Origin of the sequence: Pseudonocardia nematodicida (assembly GCF_040105385.1) — a bacterium.
Taxonomy (GTDB): Bacteria; Actinomycetota; Actinomycetes; order Mycobacteriales; family Pseudonocardiaceae; genus Pseudonocardia; species Pseudonocardia nematodicida.
Genome location: NZ_JBEDNQ010000005.1, coordinates 296,212 through 312,965, shown reverse-complemented (window position 1 = coordinate 312,965; position 16,754 = coordinate 296,212). Strand labels below are relative to the sequence as shown.

The window sequence follows — 16,754 nt, the reverse complement described above, 5'->3', positions numbered from 1 at the left end:
GTCGGGTCAGCCGTGCTCGGGGGCGGCGGCCGGTGCCCGCGCCGCGCGCCGGGCCGGGCGCAGGAACAGCGCCAGCACCGCGACGACGTAGATCGACCAGACGATCGCCTGCAGCACCGTGGTCTGCGGCGAGAAGTTGAAGAAGCCCTTGAGCAGGACGCCGTACCAGGAGTCCGGCGGGACGACCGCGCTCGCGTCGAACGCCAGCGTGGTCAGGCCCGGCAGGATCCCGGCCTCCTGCAGGTCGTGCACGCCGTAGGCTCCGATCCCGGCGGCGACGAAGATCAGCAGGAAGCCGGTGACGGTGAAGAACCGGCCGAGGTGGATCTTCAGCGCCCCCCGGTAGATCGCGTAGGCGATCGCGATCGCGACGGCGATGCCGGCCAGGAAGCCGATCAGCGGTCCGGTGGTCTGCCCGGCGGCCTGCGCGGCGGCGAAGAAGAACACCGCGGTCTCCAGGCCCTCGCGGCCGACGGCCAGGGTGGCGACGACGACGACGGCCCACGGACCCATCGCGATCGCCCGGTCCAGCCTGCCCTCCAGCTCGGCCGACAGCGTCCGGCCGTGCGCGCGCATCCAGAAGATCATCCAGGTGACGAAGCCGACCGCGACGATCGAGAGCGACCCGCCGAGCGCCTCCTGCGCCTCGAAGGTCAGCGCCTGCTGGGTGAGCGTCAGCCCGAGTGTGACGGCGACGCTGACCGCGACCGCCACCGCGACGCCGAGCCAGACCCGGGGCAGCTCCGCGCGGCGCCCGGTCCGAACCAGGAAGGCGACCAGGATCGCGACGACCAGCGACGCCTCGAGTCCTTCCCGGAGCCCGATCAGCGCGTTGCCCAGCATGCGACCTCCCTGAGCGCAGCCGCGAGGTGAGGATGCACTGCCGTGAGGGAAGCTAGCCCTTAGCGATGCAGGGCGCAACAGCGGCGCAGCCGCCTACACGAGGCCCTGCTCCCAGGCGAGCCGGACCGCGGAGGCGCGGTCGACGACCTCGAGCTTGTCGTAGACGTGCAGCAGGTGCGTCTTCACGGTGGCCTCGGAGATCCCCAGGTCCCCGGCGATCGCCCGGTTGGTGCGACCGTCGGCGACCAGCCGCAACACGTCGATCTCCCGGGCGGTCAGGCTCTTGCGCTCGGTCCGGCCGGTCAGCGCGGCCAGCGCGAGCGGGGTGAGCACGGGGCGCCCGGCGGCCACGTCGTGGATCGCCCGGACCAGATCGGCGCGCCGCGCGTCCTTGAGCAGGTAGCCGTCGGCACCCGCCTCCATCGCGCCGCGGATGTCGCGGTCGGTGTCGTAGGTCGTCAGCACCAGGATCCGCGGACCGCTCTTCTGCTCCTTGCGGATGGCCCGGATCGCGTCGACGCCCGAGCCGTCCGGCATCCGCAGGTCCATCAGAACCAGGTCGGGGGCGGTGCGGGCGACCACCGCCACGGCCTCGTCGCCCCCACCGGCCTCGCCGACGACCTCGATGTCCGGCTCGGCGGCGAACATCCCGGTGAGCCCGTCGCGGACGACCGGATGATCGTCGACCACGACCACGCGCACCGGGGTCATCGGGCGACCACGTCCGTCACGGTCGCCCGGTCCGCCGTGGGCGACGGTGCGGTCGTGGGCGACGGGGTGGTCGTGGGAGGCAGGTCTCCCGGAGGCGGCGGGTCCGTCGGAGGTGAGGCGACCGCCGCAGGGACCGTGGCCCGCACGACGGTGCCGCCGGCGCCCGAGTGCAGCTCCAGCTCGCCGCCGGTCGCGCGCACCCGCTCGGCCATGCCGTCCAGGCCGCGCCCGCGGGCGACCGTCGCCGGGTCGAACCCGGTGCCGTCGTCGTGCACCTCGAGCACGGTGCCGCGCTCGCCCGCCGCGAGCCGCATCCGCACGGTCGTCGCGCCGGCGTGCGCGGCGATGTTGGTCAGCGACTCCTGGGCCACCCGCAGCAGCTCCGACTGGTGCGCGACGACCGCGGGTGCCTCGTCGCTGTCGAGCTCGGTGACGATGCGGTGCTCGCGGGCCCACCGGCGGACCAGGTCGGCCAGGGCCGGTTCCAGCGCGCGGTCGTCGAGCTGGTGCGGGGACAGCGCCGCGACGGCGCGACGGGCCTCCAGCAGGCAGTCCCGCGCGGCCTCCTCGGCGGCGTCGACCCGTTGCTGGGCCGGCGGGTCCAGCCGGCCCGGCACGGCCTCCAGCTGCCGGATGACCGCGACCAGGCCCTGGGCGACGGTGTCGTGGATCTCCCGGGACAGCCGCGCGCGCTCCTCGGCCACCCCGGTCGCCCGGGCCTGCGCGACGAGCTGGTCCTGCAGCGCGGCGTTCTCGCCGGTGACCCGCGCGAGCTCCTCGGCCGCCTGCTCGCGGGCCACCAGCTCCTGCTCCCGCTGGCGGTCGGCCTGGAACATCACGAAGGCGATCCCGGCGTTGACGAGCGCGAGCGCCGGGTAGAGCAGCGGTGAGCCGAACAGTCCGGGAACACCGCCGGACTGACCGAACGCGCAGGTCAGCGCGGTGACCAGCAGGCCGGGGACGCACTGCCGGCCCCGGAGGTGCTTGTCGGTGTCGACGTAGCCGATGAAGGCGTAGATGCAGAAGAAGGGGTTGAGCGCGACCGCGACGACCAGCAGCAGCTGATGGACCACCAGCACCGCGATCCGCGCCGGGGAGCCCGCGGGTTCGTGCCGGGCGACGCGGTGCAGCACCCCGCGCAGGACGAGCATGCCGGCGCCGGGCAGCAGCGCCCACAACACGGGACCGGCCTCGAGCAGGGAGCCCACCGCCGCCCACCCGATGAGCCAGGACACCGCGGCCAGGGCGAGCGGCACCCAGGAGTCGATCCGGAAGTGCAGGCCGGGCCGCGCGGTGCCGGATGCGGCGGACGGTGCACCGACCGGGGAATCGACCATGCGGCCCATTCTCGGACGCGGAGCCGATCAGGGCCAGAGGGGGCGCATCCACCACCTGGTTGACCCGGCCCGTGCCGGTCGGTCGAGGCGGCGGTGCCCCTGATCTTCCTAACGTCGATGCCATGACCTCGACCGTTCCCGCCGCCGCGCCGCCGGCCGCGTCGACCGACACCCGCCGGCACGGGCTCGACGCCCTGCGCGCGATCGCGCTCGGGCTGGGGATCGTGCTGCACTCGCTGCTGCCGTTCGTCCCGGACATGCCGTGGATGGTCACCGACTCGGTGACCGACCCGGCCGCGGTCGTCCCGGTCTACGTCATCCACCTGTTCCGCATGGTGCTGTTCATGCTGCTCGCCGGCTACTTCGGACGGATGCTGCTGACCCGGCGCGGCCCGCGCGAGTTCGTGCGGGACCGGCTGACGCGGATCGGGCTGCCGCTGGTCGCGTTCTGGCCGGTGTCGGTGATGTCGTTGTGGGTGCTGAGCGTCGTCGGGGTGTTCGCGTTCGGGCAGCCGATCCCGGAGATGGTGCCGCCGGCCGAGGGCACGCCCGAGATCCTGCAGCTCTTCACCCCGGGGCAGCTGTGGTTCCTGCTGGTCCTGATCGAGTGCGTGCTCGCCGTCGTCGTGCTGCGGGCGGTCGCGATCCGGCTGCTCGGTGCCGAGCGGGTCGCGCGGTTCACCCGCGCCGCCGGGACCGTGCTGTCGTCCCGGGCCGGGATGCTGCTCGCGGCGGTGCCCTACCTGCTGGCGCTGCTGATCCAGGGCACCGTGGCCGGCGGCATCGTGGAGCCGTTCACGATCGTTCCGGAGCTCGCCCCGCTGGTCGGCTACCTCGGCGCGTTCATGGTCGGCTGGGCGCTGCACGCCCGGCCGGACTCCATCGAGCGGATCGGGCGCACCTGGCCGGTGCAGCTGGGGATCGCGGTGCCCGCCACGGTGCTGGGCTGGTTCGTCTCGCACGGTGAGGTCCCGCTGCCGGTCGCGGCCGCCGTCGTCGCGCTGGCCGGGATGACCTGGACCTACGGGTTGATCGGGCTGTTCGGCACCGTCCTGGACCGGCGCAGCGAGGTCATGCGCTACCTCGCCGACTCGGCCTACTGGGGGTACCTGCTGCACCTGCCGGTGCTCGTCGGCATCGAGCTCCTGATCGCCGACCAGTCCTGGCCGATCCTGGCGAAGCTGGCGCTGACCTGGACGGTGACCGCGGTGCTGCTGCTGGTGAGCTACGACGTGCTGGTCCGCTCCACCTGGATCGGCGCCTGGCTGAACGGGCGTCGCCGCCGGTCGGTGCTGCTGCGGCGCGGCTGAGGCCGGACCCCGCTGCCGACCGGGGGAGCCTCCGGCTCACGAGCCGAAGGCGATGCGGGCCCGGACCTCGCCGAGCGCCTCCTGGTACTCGGGCCGCGGGTCCATCGCCGAGGCCATCTTGAGCTGGGTCTCGGCCTCGTGCAGGCGGCCCTGGCGCTGCAGCGTCTTGCCCAGGGCGAACCGGGCGTAGTGGTCGGCCGGATCGATCCCGATCACCCGCTCGAACGCCGCCTCGGCGTTGCGCAGCTGGGCCGAGTCCAGGTAGGCACGCCCGGCGAGCAGGTGCACCGAGGCGTCACCGGCCGAGGTGTCGGTGGTGCCGGAGAGCACCGGGCCGAGCGCGCTGAGCGCCTCCAGCGGGCGACGGGCACCGAGCAGCTTCTCCGCACGACGGAACGCCGCGACCGGGTCCGGGTGGTTCGCACGTGGACTGCTCATGGTCGCCCCACGTTAGGTGTGATCCACCGGGAGCGCGAGGGGTTGACAACCGCTCCGGCGACTACGCTGACGCACCGGACACGACCCGCAATGCGTGAAGGAGTGACGGTGGCGGTCATCGAGCAGGTCGGGGCACGCGAGATCCTCGATTCCCGGGGCAATCCCACGGTGGAGGTCGAGGTCGCACTGGACGACGGCACGCTGGCCCGTGCCGCCGTCCCGTCGGGCGCCTCGACCGGTGAGCACGAGGCCGTCGAGCTGCGCGACGGCGACCCGAAGCGCTACGGCGGCAAGGGTGTGGAGAAGGCGGTCGCGGCGGTCCTCGACGAGATCGGGCCGGAGCTGGTCGGCGTCGAGGCGGTGGACCAGCGGCTGGTGGACCAGCGGCTCGTCGACCTCGACGGCACCCCGGACAAGTCCCGGTTCGGCGCGAACGCGCTGCTGGGCGTCTCGCTGGCGGTCGCGAAGGCCGGCGCCGAGTCGAGCGGCCTGGAGCTGTTCCGCTACGTGGGCGGCTCGAACGCGCACGTGCTCCCGGTCCCGATGATGAACATCCTCAACGGTGGTGCGCACGCCGACACCTCCGTCGACGTGCAGGAGTTCATGGTCGCGCCGATCGGGGCGGAGTCGTTCCGCGAGGCGCTGCGCTGGGGCGCGGAGGTCTACCACGCGCTGAAGGCCGAGCTGAAGGCCAAGGGGCTCTCGACCGGGCTCGGCGACGAGGGCGGCTTCGCGCCGGACGTCGAGGGCGGCACCCGCGGCGCGCTGGACCTGATCGCCGGGGCCGTCGGGCGGGCCGGGTTCACCCTCGGCACCGACGTCGTGCTGGCCCTCGACGTCGCCGCGACCGAGTTCCACGACGGCGGCAGCTACTCCTTCGAGGGCAAGAAGCTGTCCGCGGCCGAGATGGCCGGGGTCTGGGAGGAGCTGGTCGGCGCCTATCCGCTGGTGTCCATCGAGGACCCGCTGGACGAGAACGACTGGGACGGCTGGGTCTCGCTGACCGAGGCGATCGGCGACAAGGTGCAGCTGGTCGGCGACGACCTGTTCGTCACCAACCCGGAGCGCCTCGAGGACGGCATCGCCCGCGGCGCCGCGAACGCGCTGCTGGTGAAGGTCAACCAGATCGGCACGCTGTCCGAGACCCTCGATGCGGTGACGATGGCGCACAACGCGGGCTACCGCTGCATGATGAGCCACCGTTCCGGGGAGACCGAGGACGTCACGATCGCCGACCTGGCCGTGGCGACCGGGTGTGGCCAGATCAAGACCGGCGCCCCGGCCCGGTCGGAGCGCGTGGCGAAGTACAACCAGCTGCTGCGCATCGAGGAGCTGCTCGGCGACGCCGCCCGCTACAACGGCGAGCTGGCGTTCCCGCGCTACCAGGCCCCGGACGCGGGCTGACCGGGTCGACCGTCCCGTCGTGACGGGGGCCGCGCCGATCGTTCACGGACGGCTCGGCGCGGCACCCTGACCGACGCCCGATCGGGCGGCATGCTGGGGGTGCGGACACGCGCAGCGACGCCGGTGCCGGCGAACGGCCCGGCGCGGTGGCGGTGTACGCACCTTCAGGCACGGCGGCTCGATCGGAGGCGGGGGGCGCATGGCGGAGACCCGTGGGCGTGGCCGCGACGGCCGCACGCGTGCCCCCGGGTCCGCTTCCGGCCGCAACCGGTCGGCGTCCGCGACCCGGGCCGCCGCGCCCCGCTCGTCGCCCGGGCGCGCGGCATCGGGGCGGTCCCGCCCGGCCGAGCGGGAGGCTGCGCGCCCGCGGCTGACCCGGGCCCGGTCCAAGGCCGGCGAGGTGGTGGCCCGCACCACCGGGCTGCTGGGGCTCTCGTCGACCAAACGGGCCGCGATCCTGGCGATCGTGGTGTGCGCGCTCGCGCTGACGGTCGCCGTCCCGCTGCACAACTACGTCGCCCAGCGCCAGGAGCTGGCCGCGGTCACCGAGAAGCAGCAGGCTCTCGAGGCCGACGTGGCCCGGCTGTCCGCGGACCGGGAACGGCTGTCCGACCCGGCCGAGGTCGAGGCACAGGCCCGCACCCGGCTCGGCATGGTCCGGCCCGGGGAGACCCCCTACATCGTGCAGTTCCCGGAACCGGAGGAGCCGGTCGTCGACGACGGTCAGGCCGAGCCGGGCGTCCCGTGGTTCACGACCCTGTGGAACGACGTCTCCGGTGAACCGCGACGATGAGCGGGTGAACTCCGTCAGCCAGGTCGACGTCGACGCCGTCGCCCGCCAGCTCGGTCGCGCGCCGCGCGGCATCCTCGCGGTCGCGCACCGCTGCCCGTGCGGGCACCCGTCGGTCGTGAAGACCGCGCCCCGGCTGCCCGACGGCACCCCGTTCCCGACGCTGTACTACCTGACCTGCGCCCGGCTGGCGTCGCGGATCGGCACCCTGGAGGCCGAGGGCCGGATGCAGGAGATGCAGGACCGGCTCGCCGACGACCCCGAGCTCGCCGCCCGCTACCGGGCCGCGCACGCGGCCTATCTCGCCGAGCGGGACGCGATCGAGCCGCTGTCCACGCACCCGGACGTCACCGCCGGCGGGATGCCGGACCGGGTCAAGTGCCTGCACGTGCACGTCGCCCACTCCCTCGCCGTCGGACCGGGGGTGAACCCGTTCGGCGACGAGGCGCTGGCCGAGATCGGCGAGTGGTGGCGTGGCGGGGAATGCTGCTGAGAGACCTCAGAAGAGCTTCTCGTAGCCCAGCGACACCAGGTGGTCCCGGGAGATCCGCAGGCACTCGAACGGGTCCCGGCCGTAGAGGATGTCCTGCTCGATGAGCAGGTACTCCGCGCCGGAGGCGACCGACTGGTCGACGATCTCGGCCCACTCGAGGTTGCCCTCGCCGACCTCACCGAACTCGATCACCGCGCCGAACTCGCGCATGAAGCCGGCCCGGTCGCCCGCGCGCATGTACTCCAGCGCGGCCGGGTCCAGCTCGCCGACGCGGTAGTCCTTGAGGTGCACCAGGTCGACCAGCCCGGAGTACTTCTGCAGGGTGCGGACCGGGTCCTTGCCGCCGCGCTGCACCCAGTGCACGTCGATCTCCAGGCGCATCGTGGGCGCCTCGGCACGGATCACGTCGAGGATCGTGGTGCCCCCGCGCTTGGCGAACTCGACGTGGTGGTTGTGGTAGTAGAGCGTGATCCCCTCGTCGGCCAGCCGGGTGGAGATCTCCTCGGTCTGCCGGCAGAACTCCAGCACACCCTCGGGGGTGGCCATCGCGGACAGCGGCATCATGCCGATGCGCAGCCGGGAGGCCCCGAGCGCGTGAGTGTCGGCGACGATCTTGTCGAACTTCTCGGCGAGGCAGTCGTTCGGTCCGGCGCCGATCCCGGCGGACAGCGCGCCGTAGTCGATGCCGAGCTCGTCGCGGGCGCGGCGCATCTCGGCCACGTTCTCCGCGGTCATCGGGATCTGCGAGACCTCGACCGCGGAGAACCCGGACTCGGTCAGCCGGCGGAGCACCTCGTACGGGCCCGTCTTCTCGACCTCGGTCTTCAGCATCATCATCTGGACGCCGATGGTGGGCATGGGGCTCCTTAGAGGTGAGAGGGAGTCACTGCGTGCGGCCCGATCCCGCTGCGGGCGTAGACGTCGGTGAGGATGCGCAGCGACTTCGTCGCCTCGCGCGGGCTGATCCAGAACGGCTCGTCGTCGTCGAGGCGGGCGTAGAAGTCCCGGATCAGCACCTCGTGCGAGACCCCCCAGTAGGTGCGCCCGTTCGACGGCGCCACCCGCTCCGGCACCGTCTCCACCCGGCCGTCGGCACGGGTGACGGTGAGGCCGCCGCGGATCGACAGGCTCCCGCGTTCGGCGGTGACGTCGATCGTGACGGGGGAGTGGGCCACGTTCGCCAGCGAGCCGTAGACGATGCTGCGCGCCCCGCCGTCGTGGGTCAGCAGCAGCTCGGCGGTGTCCTCGACCTCGATCACGTCGGAGTAGAACCGGGTGGCGGCGTGCCCGTCGACGTGCGTGACGTCGCCGACGAGCCACTGGACCAGGTCCAGGGTGTGGATGGCCTGGTTGATGAGCAGCCCGCCGCCGGAGGTCTCCCAGCGGCCGCGCCAGGGCCGGGCGCGGTAGTAGTCCGGGGTGCGGGTCCACATGACCGTCGCGGCGGCGCCGAGCACCGCGCCCAGCTCGCCCGAGGCGAGCAGCTCGCGTGCGGCCTGCGCGGTGGCGTTGTACCGGTTCTGGAAGCAGACCCCGATCCGGGCGGTGCTGCGCTCGGCCGCCTCGACGACGCGGGCGGCCTCGTCGAGGGTGTGCGCGACCGGCTTCTCGAGCAGCACGTGCACGCCGGCGTCGAGCAGGTCCACCGCGACGTCGGCGTGCTGGTGGTGCGGGGTGCAGATGTGCACGACGTCCGGGGAGGTCTCCGCGAGCATCGTGCGGTGGTCGGCGAACCCGGGGACGCCGTGGCGCTCGGCGGTGGCCGCGCGCGCCGCCGGGTCGGTGTCACAGACGGCGACGAGGTCGATCCCGTCGACGGCCGCGATCGCCTCGAGGTGCACGGTGGAGACGTCCCCGCAGCCGACGACGGCCGCGGTCCTCGGTCCGCTCACCGGTACTCGACACCCTCGGTCTTCAGCAGGTCGGTGAACGCCTGCCAGGCCTCGGTGAACAGGTCCGGGCCGGAGAACCCGCCGAGGGCGTGCGCCTGCGACAGGTGCGGTTCGAGGGAGAAGAAGCCGTCGAACCCGTCCGTGCGCAGCGCCCGGATCGTCTCGGCGACCTCGCCGTCACCGCGTCCGGCGGCGACCACCTCGCCGTCGGCGAGCAGGGCGTCCTTGATCTGGACGTAGTCCAGGTACGGGCGGATCGCGGCGTAGCCCTCGCTGAAGGGGCGGACCCCGACCTGGACGAAGTTCGCTGCGTCCCAGGCCGCGCGCAGGTGCGGCGACCCGACCGACTCCAGCAGGTCGACGCAGCGGCGCGGCACGTCGCCGTAGATCTCCTTCTCGTTCTCGTGCAGCAGGACGACCCCGCCCTGCTCCGCGACGGCGGCCAGCGCGGACATCCGGCGCAGCACTTCGTCGCGGTGTGCGTCGGGGTCCGCACCGGGGCGGATGAAGAAGGAGAAGATCCGGATGTAGGGGGCGCCGAAGTGGTGCGCGACCCGGACGGCGTGCCGGGCCCGCTCCAGGTGGGCGTCGAAGTCCTCGTCGACGAAGATCTTCCCGATCGGCGAGCCGATGCTCGACACGCCCAGCCCGCGGGCGTCGAGGGTCGCCTTCGCCCGGGTCAGCTGCTCGTCGTCGAGGTCGAGCACGTTGGTGCCCCACGCGCTGCGGAACTCCAGGTGGGACAGGCCGAGCTTCGCGACGAGCGCGGTCTGTTCGTCGAGATCGGGGGAGATCTCGTCGGCGAAACCGGAGAGTGTCCACATGGGTGGGGATGCTCCTCACTGAGCTCGGCGGTGGAGTCGCTGCTGTTCACCGTGAACGGCGGGGACCGCCGCGCCCACGGGTTGCCGTATGTTCCCGCGCTGTCCCGGTGCCGGAACATGTGGCAACCCGTGGCCGTCGACACCGCCGGGACGCACTGTCATCGGCGACACCGCAGTCCCGGACGAAGGAGGACCGCCCGCATGTCCCGGAAGGTCAGGCTCGGCATCATCGGCCTCGGAACCCAGGGCGGCCTCTACGCCGGGTTCCTGGCGGACGGCACGGTCCCGAACATGGAGCTCGGCGCGATCGCCGACACCGACCCGGAGAAGCGCGCGGCCGCCGGGAAGTACGGCGTGCCGGTGTACGCCGACCACCACGCGCTGCTGGCGAGCGGCGAGGTGGACGCCGTCGTGACGACGGTGCCGCACTACCTGCACCCCGAGATCGGGATCGCCGCCCTGGAGGCCGGCGTGCACGCGCTGGTCGAGAAGCCCGCTGGCGTCTACACCGGACAGGTCGCGGAGCTCAACGCGGTCGCCGCCCGGCACCCCGAGCTGACCTACGCGATCATGTTCAACCAGCGCAACAACCCGCTCTACCAGCGGATCAAGCAGATCGTCGACGACGGCGAGATCGGCCGGATCCGACGGACGAACTGGCTCATCACCACCTGGTGGCGCCCGCAGGGCTACTACGAGCAGTCCGAGTGGCGGGCCACCTGGGGCGGCGAGGGCGGCGGGGTGCTGGTCAACCAGGCCCCGCACCAGCTCGACCTCTGGCAGTGGATCTGCGGCGTGCCGGAGTCGGTCTACGCGAAGGTGGCCTACGGGTTCCGCCGCGACATCGCCGTCGAGGACGAGGTCACCGCCGTGGTCGACTACGGCGACGGGGCCACCGGCACCTTCGTCACCGCCACGCACGACCTCGCGGGGACCGACCGGCTGGAGATCCTCGGCGACCAGGGCAAGATCGTCGTCGACCGGTCGAAGACCGCCACCGTCACCCGGCTGGTGAAGGACGAGCGCGAGATCTCCGACTCCATGGCCACCGACGACGTGCGCAAGCTCTTCAAGGGCGAGATGGACCCGACGCAGTTCTATTCGCAGGAGGTCGTCGAGTTCGAGTCGGCCTGGGGCGCGCAGCACCGGGGCGTGCTGGAGAACTTCGCGGCGAACATCCTCGACGGCACGCCGCTGCTGGCGCCGGGCAGCGACGGCATGCACGGCGTGCGGCTGGCGAATGCCATCCACCTGTCGAGCTGGCTCGGCAGGGAGGTGCCGCTCGACTTCGACGAGGACGTCTACCTCGCCGAGCTCAACGAGCGGATCCGCGCCGAGGGGAAGTTCGACGAGCGTCCGGCGGGCACCGGCGGCTCCTGACGCCCCCCCGAAGGCACGGGCCCGGAGCCGCCCCCGGTGCGCACGGCTCCGGGTCCGGTCCACTGCTACGGGGTGCCCGGCGTGGCGCGGTCCAGCACGACACCGGCGTCGGGCCCGGGCCGGGCGCCGGCGGCGCGGAGGTCCGGGCCGGTCCCCAGCCGGGTGGCCAGGAACGTCTCGGCGACGGCGCCCGGTGCGTGCCGGACCAGCAGTGATCCCTGCAGCGCCAGCGCGGCCAGCTCGGCCAGCCGGCGGGCGCGGCGCTCCTGCGGGTCGGCGAGCTCGGTGCGCAGCGCGGAGACCGTGGCGTCGAGCCGCGGGTCCCGGCCGGCGCCGAGGTCGATCTCGGCCAGCAGCGCGTCGACCGCGTGCGGTGCGCGGGTGACCGCCCGCAGCGCGTCCAGCGCGGTGACGTTCCCCGAGCCCTCCCAGATCGAGTTGAGCGGCGCCTCCCGGTAGAGCCGCGGCAGGTCGGACTCCTCGACGTAGCCGTTGCCGCCCAGACACTCCAGGGCCTCCGCGACGACCGCCGGGGTCCGCTTGCACACCAGGTACTTCGCCACCGGGAGCGCGAGGCGCAGGAATCCCGTCTCGCCCCGGTCGACCGCCCCCGCCAGCCGCATCCCGAGCGCCGTCGCGGCCTCGGTCTCGGCGGCGAGCTCGGCGAGGACCTCCCGCATCAACGGCTGCTCGGTCAGCCGGGCACCGAACGCCGACCGGTGTGCCGCGTGGTGGGCCGCCTCGATGACGGCCGCCCGCTGGGTCCCAGCGGCTCCGAGCACGCAGTCGAGCCGGGTCATCGAGACCATCTCGATGATCGTCGCGACGCCGCGGCCCTCGTCGCCGACCCGCCACCCGACGGCGCCGTCGTACTCCAGCTCCGCCGAGGCGTTGGACCGGTTGCCCAGTTTGTCCTTGAGTCGCTGCAGCCGGATCGCGTTGCGGGTGCCGTCGGGCAGCACGCGGGGCAGGACCAGGCAGGTGAGCCCGCCGGGCGCCCGGGCCAGGGTGAGGAACAGGTCGTTCATCGGCGCGCTGGTGAACCACTTGTGGCCGGTGAGCCGGTAGCTGCCGTCCGGCTGCGGGGCCGCCGTCGTGCTGCCGGACCGGACGTCGGACCCGCCCTGCTTCTCGGTCATCGACATCCCGGCCAGCAGACCGTCCTTCTCCGACGGCCCGGTGAGACCGGGGGCGTAGGTGCGGGCGGTCAGCGCGGGTCCGTAGGCCGCGGCGAGCTCGGGAGCGTGCCGCAGCGCGGGGACGGCGGCGTAGGTCATCGAGATCGGGCACAGGTGGCCCTGCTCGATCTGCGAGGCCAGCGCGAAGCCCGCCGCCCGGGTGACGTGCGCGCCGCCGCCGGCCGCCTCCGCCCACGGCGCGCCGGCGAGGCCGTGCTCGACGCTCACCCGCATCAGCGCGTGCCACGACGGGTGGAACTCGACCTCGTCGATCCGGTGCCCGGTCCGGTCGTGGGTGCGCAGCCGCGGCTCGTGGGTGTTCGCGGCGCGGGCGTGCTCGCGGTGCGTCGCGGTGCCGATCACCGCGGCCAGACGCTCCAGTGCCGCGGGGTCGCCGCCCTCCCGCACGCACGCCTCGACCAGGCCGGGGTCGGCGCTCAGCAGGTCGCCCTCGGCGCGCTCCCGGACCTGGTTGACGACCTGGTGGGTGCCCAGGCCGGCCAGCGGCGGCGGGGTGTGCGTCGTCGTCACTACCGGAGGGTAACTTCGCCGGAGCGCCGCCCTCCAGGCCCGACGCGTACGGTGATCGGCGCTCGCCGTCCACCGATCCGGAGGAGTGCCGATGTCGCGGGTGGCCGCCATCGACTGCGGGACCAACTCGATCCGCCTGCTCGTCGCCGACGTCACCGAGTCCTTCGACGGGCTCAAGGACCTGCGCGACCTGCACCGCGAGATGCGGATCGTGCGGCTCGGCAAGGGGGTCGACGCCACCGGCCGGCTCGACCCCGAGGCCCTCGAACGGACCCGCGTCGCGCTCGTCGACTACGCGGTCGCGGCCCGGCGCAAGGGCGCCGAGCGGCTGCGGATGGTGGCGACGTCGGCGACCCGCGACGCGTCCAACCGGGAGGACTTCTTCGCGATGGTGCGCGACGTCCTCGGCGTCGAGGCGGAGATCATCACCGGCGACGAGGAGGCGCGGCTGTCGTTCGTCGGCGCCGTCGGTGACCTGGATCCCGACGATGGGCCGTTCGTGGTCACCGACGTCGGCGGCGGCTCCACCGAGGTCGTCGTCGGGGAGCTGCGCGATGGCGTCGCCGAGGTGACCGCGGCACGGTCGGTCGACATCGGCTCGGTGCGGCTGACCGAGCGCTGCCTGCCCTCGGACCCGCCGTCGTCGGACGAGATCGCCACGGCCCGGGCGGTGGCCACGGAGGTGCTCGCCGAGGCCTTCGCCTCGGTCCCGGTCGAGGGCGCACGCACCTGGGTCGGCGTCGCCGGGACAATCACCACGCTGTCCGGGATCGCGCAGGAGCTCCCGGCCTACGACCGCGAGGCGGTGCACCTGTCGACGCTGTCGCGCGAGGACCTGCACCGGGTGGCCGACCAGCTGATCCACGCCCCGCGCGCGGAGCGGGAGAAGCACGGCGCGCTGCACCCCGGACGGGTCGACGTCATCGGTGCCGGGTCGCTGGTGGTGCAGGCCCTGGCCGACGAGCTGCACGCGCGCGCCGGCATCGACAAGGTCGTCGTGTCCGAGCACGACATCCTGGACGGCATCGCACGCTCGATCGCATGAGCGCCGGTCCCGGTGCTCTCGCGCGCCTCGACCGGGAGGTCGCCGACTGCCGGGCCTGCCCGCGGCTGGTCGAGTGGCGGGAGCGGGTCGCGACCGAGAAGCGGGCCGCGTTCCGCGACCAGACCTACTGGGGACGCCCGGTGCCCGGCTTCGGGCCGGCCGACGCGGCGATGCTGATCGTCGGACTCGCCCCGGCGGCGCACGGCGCCAACCGCACCGGCCGGATGTTCACCGGCGACCGCAGCGGTGACGTGCTCTACGCGGCGCTGCACGCCGTCGGGCTCGCGTCACAGCCGACCGCCACGCACGCCGACGACGGCCTGGAGCTGTACGGGGTGCGGATCACCGCGCCGGTGCACTGCGCGCCGCCGGCGAACAAGCCGACCCCGGCCGAGCGGGACACCTGCCGGAGCTGGCTGGAACGGGAGCTCGACCTGCTCGCCCCGACCGTCCGGTCGGTCATGGTGCTGGGTGGCTTCGGGTGGCAGGCGCTGCTGCCGGTGCTCGCCGGTGCCGGGTGGACCGTCCCGCGCCTGGCGCCGAAGTTCTCGCACGGCGCCTCGGTGACGCTGGCCCCGGCGCCGGGGTCCGGACGGGCGCCCTTGGAGCTGTTCGGCTGCTACCACGTGAGCCAGCAGAACACCTTCACCGGACGGCTGACCCCGGCGATGCTCGAGCGCGTCCTGGCCGACACCGCCCGGGCCGGCGGACTGTCGCCGACCGATCCGTAGTCGATCTTCGCGCCGTTCTTCTCGCGCGTCGTCGCAGGTCGGTGGGCCGCTTTGCTCTGCACACCTCTACGCACCACCCCTGCCCGGTGATCATCGGGTGGCAGGTCAGGGCGGCGGGGTCAGGTCATCGGGTCCAGCGTCACGTCCACCGAGACCGTGCCGCCGTCGCGCACCACGACACCGTGCCCGGCGCGGTCGCGGCCGTCGAGATGCAGCGCCAGCGGGCCCCCCTCCCCGGTGAAGTTGCGCCACCACGTCTTGCGTCCCGGCATCGCGATGTCGATCAGTAGCCGGTCGTGCCCGGTCATCCGGTAGCCGACCGGCAGGGTGATCGGCCGTCCGGAACGGCGGCCGGTATAGGTCAGGACCGTCATCCGCTTGCCGACCAGCCGGTTCCACCGCGGGGAGAGCACGAGCGGCCGGACGACGGTGTTCACCGCGTTCGCGAACGTCTGCAGGACGGGCATCGAACCGCCTTTCCGGCGTGACCAGGAGAAGGAGAGCGTAGTCCGACCCCGGCCGGATCAGGGTCCGACGGTGAAGCGGTGCAACCGCATCGAGTCCTGCAATGCCGGGAGGAGGCCGGCGGTGGCCAGCAACGGCCGCAACCAGATCCGCGGCTCCCGGAGGATCACCTCGTCGTAGATCGACACGTCGTCCCGCGCGAACAGGTCCGGGTGCCGGTCCGCGAAGTCGGCCGGATCCCACGCCCAGTCGAACGTGGTCCCGAGCGCGCGGAAGAACGGCGCCCAGTGGGTGACGGCCACCGTCCACGGTGCGACGGCGTCGAAGGCGATCTCCCCGCGCGGGGTGCCGGAGGCGATCCGCTCGACGGTCGCGTGCACGGCCCTCGGCGGCAGGTACATGAACACCCCCTCCGCGACGGCAAGGGTGGGCCGCTCGGGGTCGACCGCGTCCCACCAGTCGTCGCCGGTGAGGGACCCGGCGACCTGGACGACGTGGGCGGGCAGGTCGTAGAGCCGGGTGCGGGCGTCGATCACCTCGGGCTGGTCGACGTCCACCCAGCGGCAGGACGGCGGCGCGCCGACCCGCAGCGGGCGGCTGTCCAGCCCGCAGCCCAGGTGCAGGACCTGGCCGTCCGGGTCGCCGGCGAGGAACTCGCGGGTCCACCGGTCCAGGACCGCGGCGCGGCAGACGATCGCCGTGGCGTCGCCGGTGGCCTGCCAGAGGCCGTGGACGTCGTGGTCGATGCGGTCGTAGACGTCCTCGGCGTACGGGTCGCCGAGGATCGGCCGGCGGGCCCGGGCGTCGAGGCGGTGCAGGAACAGCGTCATGAGCGTGGTCGCCGCGGCGCCGTGCAGCTCGACCCGTTCGGTGCTCGTCATCGGTGCCGTCCCCGCTGGATAGGGTGCGCGGGCGCCCCCGTAGCCCAATGGCAGAGGCAGGCCCCTTAAAAGGGTCCCAGTGTCGGTTCGAGTCCGACCGGGGGCACCCGTCTGGCCGAGACTTTACGCCCCTGACCAGCAGGTTCGCCTGCCGAGAGCGTGTTGGTGTTGTCCGACTGCGACCGGCCGGAACCGGTGCCCACCGGGTGGCTGTGTCGAATACGTGTCGAAGTTTCAACCACGGCCGGGCTCCCCGAGGGCGTCGGCGATCCGCTGCCGGGTCGTCTCCTCCTGACCTGCGATGCACTTGGCGTAGATCTGGAGGAGCACGGAAACGCTGTGTCCGACTCACTCGGCGACCTGAGTCGGCGGGACTCCGGCGTTGAGCCAGGTTGACACGGCTGCGTGCCGGAGATCGTAGGGACGGCGCGCGCCGTCCGGTCCAAGGTCACGTCGCCGCGAATGGGCCGGTGTCGGGTTCGGACGGAGTCCTCAGACGGC

At 73.2% G+C, this 16,754-nt stretch carries 17 protein-coding genes, 1 tRNA gene and 1 pseudogene; 8 read left to right on the top strand and 11 right to left on the bottom strand.

What is annotated here, in order from left to right; all coding sequences use genetic code 11:
• Positions 1-6 precede the first annotated feature (6 nt).
• The 3 genes from efeU to WIS52_RS14510 all read right to left on the bottom strand — a co-directional run bounded on the left by efeU (position 7) and on the right by WIS52_RS14510 (position 2,891).
• Complete coding sequence (gene efeU / locus WIS52_RS14520; protein WP_349298757.1) at positions 7-843, bottom strand: iron uptake transporter permease EfeU; 837 nt, start codon at positions 841-843, stop codon at positions 7-9.
• A 93-nt stretch (positions 844-936) separates the two neighbouring features.
• The gene (locus WIS52_RS14515) at positions 937-1,554 is read right to left on the bottom strand and encodes a response regulator transcription factor (RefSeq protein ID WP_349298756.1); all 618 of its coding nucleotides are present in this window, start codon (positions 1,552-1,554) and stop codon (positions 937-939) included.
• Entirely contained in the window at positions 1,551-2,891 is a 1,341-nt protein-coding gene (locus WIS52_RS14510) for a sensor histidine kinase (protein WP_349298755.1), read from the bottom strand. Before WIS52_RS14510 ends, WIS52_RS14515 begins: the two co-directional genes overlap by 4 nt.
• A gap of 122 nt (positions 2,892-3,013) precedes the next feature.
• Here WIS52_RS14510 and WIS52_RS14505 point away from each other — a divergent pair, with 122 nt between their 5' ends.
• Positions 3,014-4,201, top strand: a complete 1,188-nt coding sequence (locus WIS52_RS14505; RefSeq protein WP_349298754.1) for an acyltransferase family protein — start codon at positions 3,014-3,016, stop codon at positions 4,199-4,201.
• 36 nt (positions 4,202-4,237) lie between these two features.
• Here the strand turns inward: WIS52_RS14505 and WIS52_RS14500 are convergent, their stop codons facing one another.
• Positions 4,238-4,639 carry a tetratricopeptide repeat protein gene (locus WIS52_RS14500; RefSeq protein WP_349298753.1) on the bottom strand — a complete coding sequence of 134 codons (402 nt, stop codon included), beginning with the start codon at positions 4,637-4,639 and terminating at the stop codon, positions 4,238-4,240.
• 108 nt (positions 4,640-4,747) lie between these two features.
• Here WIS52_RS14500 and eno point away from each other — a divergent pair, with 108 nt between their 5' ends.
• From eno to WIS52_RS14485, 3 genes are all read left to right on the top strand, one after another.
• On the top strand, positions 4,748-6,043 hold the full coding sequence (gene eno / locus WIS52_RS14495) for a phosphopyruvate hydratase (RefSeq protein WP_349298752.1): 1,296 nt from the start codon (positions 4,748-4,750) through the stop codon (positions 6,041-6,043).
• A gap of 199 nt (positions 6,044-6,242) precedes the next feature.
• The gene (locus tag WIS52_RS14490; RefSeq protein WP_349298751.1) at positions 6,243-6,836 is read left to right on the top strand and encodes an FtsB family cell division protein; all 594 of its coding nucleotides are present in this window, start codon (positions 6,243-6,245) and stop codon (positions 6,834-6,836) included.
• A gap of 4 nt (positions 6,837-6,840) precedes the next feature.
• Complete coding sequence (locus tag WIS52_RS14485; protein WP_349298750.1) at positions 6,841-7,326, top strand: DUF501 domain-containing protein; 486 nt, start codon at positions 6,841-6,843, stop codon at positions 7,324-7,326.
• A gap of 6 nt (positions 7,327-7,332) precedes the next feature.
• On the opposite strand, the gene WIS52_RS14480 is transcribed toward WIS52_RS14485, so the two are convergent.
• From WIS52_RS14480 to WIS52_RS14470, 3 genes are read right to left on the bottom strand one after another with little or no spacing between them, the layout of a single operon-like run.
• Positions 7,333-8,184, bottom strand: coding sequence for a sugar phosphate isomerase/epimerase family protein (locus WIS52_RS14480; RefSeq protein WP_349298749.1), 852 nt, complete (start codon positions 8,182-8,184; stop codon positions 7,333-7,335).
• 8 nt (positions 8,185-8,192) lie between these two features.
• Positions 8,193-9,218, bottom strand: a complete 1,026-nt coding sequence (locus WIS52_RS14475) for a Gfo/Idh/MocA family protein (protein WP_349298748.1) — start codon at positions 9,216-9,218, stop codon at positions 8,193-8,195.
• Positions 9,215-10,042: a sugar phosphate isomerase/epimerase family protein gene (locus WIS52_RS14470; protein WP_349298747.1), complete on the bottom strand. Its 828-nt coding sequence runs from the start codon at positions 10,040-10,042 to the stop codon at positions 9,215-9,217. Before WIS52_RS14470 ends, WIS52_RS14475 begins: the two co-directional genes overlap by 4 nt.
• 201 nt (positions 10,043-10,243) lie before the next feature.
• Between WIS52_RS14470 and WIS52_RS14465 the strand changes: the two genes are divergently transcribed.
• Entirely contained in the window at positions 10,244-11,422 is a 1,179-nt protein-coding gene (locus WIS52_RS14465) for a Gfo/Idh/MocA family protein (RefSeq protein ID WP_349298746.1), read from the top strand.
• A gap of 65 nt (positions 11,423-11,487) precedes the next feature.
• Here the strand turns inward: WIS52_RS14465 and WIS52_RS14460 are convergent, their stop codons facing one another.
• Positions 11,488-13,131 (bottom strand): acyl-CoA dehydrogenase family protein, encoded by a 1,644-nt coding sequence (locus WIS52_RS14460; protein WP_349298745.1) that lies wholly within the window; start codon positions 13,129-13,131, stop codon positions 11,488-11,490.
• A gap of 91 nt (positions 13,132-13,222) precedes the next feature.
• On the opposite strand from WIS52_RS14460, the gene WIS52_RS14455 reads away from it, so the two are divergent.
• Both WIS52_RS14455 and WIS52_RS14450 read left to right on the top strand, forming a co-directional pair.
• Positions 13,223-14,176 carry a Ppx/GppA phosphatase family protein gene (locus tag WIS52_RS14455; protein ID WP_349298744.1) on the top strand — a complete coding sequence of 318 codons (954 nt, stop codon included), beginning with the start codon at positions 13,223-13,225 and terminating at the stop codon, positions 14,174-14,176.
• Complete coding sequence (locus tag WIS52_RS14450; RefSeq protein ID WP_349298743.1) at positions 14,173-14,907, top strand: uracil-DNA glycosylase; 735 nt, start codon at positions 14,173-14,175, stop codon at positions 14,905-14,907. Before WIS52_RS14455 ends, WIS52_RS14450 begins: the two co-directional genes overlap by 4 nt.
• Positions 14,908-15,026: 119 nt before the next feature.
• On the opposite strand, the gene WIS52_RS14445 is transcribed toward WIS52_RS14450, so the two are convergent.
• Complete coding sequence (locus tag WIS52_RS14445) at positions 15,027-15,374, bottom strand: PNPOx family protein (protein ID WP_349298742.1); 348 nt, start codon at positions 15,372-15,374, stop codon at positions 15,027-15,029.
• A 57-nt stretch (positions 15,375-15,431) separates the two neighbouring features.
• A complete protein-coding gene (locus tag WIS52_RS14440) occupies positions 15,432-16,253 on the bottom strand; it encodes a class I SAM-dependent methyltransferase (RefSeq protein WP_349298741.1) in 822 nt (273 codons plus the stop codon).
• A gap of 33 nt (positions 16,254-16,286) precedes the next feature.
• Here WIS52_RS14440 and WIS52_RS14435 point away from each other — a divergent pair.
• Positions 16,287-16,359, top strand: a tRNA-Leu gene (locus WIS52_RS14435).
• Positions 16,360-16,487: 128 nt separating this feature from the next.
• Here the strand turns inward: WIS52_RS14435 and WIS52_RS14430 are convergent.
• Positions 16,488-16,685: pseudogene (locus tag WIS52_RS14430) on the bottom strand (tyrosine-type recombinase/integrase); the annotation flags it as partial.
• Between the last annotated feature and the right edge of the window lie 69 nt (positions 16,686-16,754).

Bases quoted from the DNA above. Each gene is read 5' to 3' on its own strand.
- WIS52_RS14515 (WP_349298756.1), bottom strand. From the start codon at position 1,554: ATGACCCCGGTGCGCGTGGTCGTGGTCGACGATCATCCGGTCGTCCGC.
- WIS52_RS14455 (WP_349298744.1), top strand. From the start codon at position 13,223: ATGTCGCGGGTGGCCGCCATCGACTGCGGGACCAACTCGATCCGCCTG.
- WIS52_RS14465 (WP_349298746.1), top strand. From the start codon at position 10,244: ATGTCCCGGAAGGTCAGGCTCGGCATCATCGGCCTCGGAACCCAGGGC.
- WIS52_RS14500 (WP_349298753.1), bottom strand. From the start codon at position 4,639: ATGAGCAGTCCACGTGCGAACCACCCGGACCCGGTCGCGGCGTTCCGT.
- WIS52_RS14480 (WP_349298749.1), bottom strand. From the start codon at position 8,184: ATGCCCACCATCGGCGTCCAGATGATGATGCTGAAGACCGAGGTCGAG.
- WIS52_RS14450 (WP_349298743.1), top strand. From the start codon at position 14,173: ATGAGCGCCGGTCCCGGTGCTCTCGCGCGCCTCGACCGGGAGGTCGCC.
- WIS52_RS14490 (WP_349298751.1), top strand. From the start codon at position 6,243: ATGGCGGAGACCCGTGGGCGTGGCCGCGACGGCCGCACGCGTGCCCCC.
- WIS52_RS14445 (WP_349298742.1), bottom strand. From the start codon at position 15,374: ATGCCCGTCCTGCAGACGTTCGCGAACGCGGTGAACACCGTCGTCCGG.
- WIS52_RS14470 (WP_349298747.1), bottom strand. From the start codon at position 10,042: ATGTGGACACTCTCCGGTTTCGCCGACGAGATCTCCCCCGATCTCGAC.
- WIS52_RS14440 (WP_349298741.1), bottom strand. From the start codon at position 16,253: ATGACGAGCACCGAACGGGTCGAGCTGCACGGCGCCGCGGCGACCACG.
- WIS52_RS14505 (WP_349298754.1), top strand. From the start codon at position 3,014: ATGACCTCGACCGTTCCCGCCGCCGCGCCGCCGGCCGCGTCGACCGAC.
- WIS52_RS14510 (WP_349298755.1), bottom strand. From the start codon at position 2,891: ATGGTCGATTCCCCGGTCGGTGCACCGTCCGCCGCATCCGGCACCGCG.
- efeU (WP_349298757.1), bottom strand. From the start codon at position 843: ATGCTGGGCAACGCGCTGATCGGGCTCCGGGAAGGACTCGAGGCGTCG.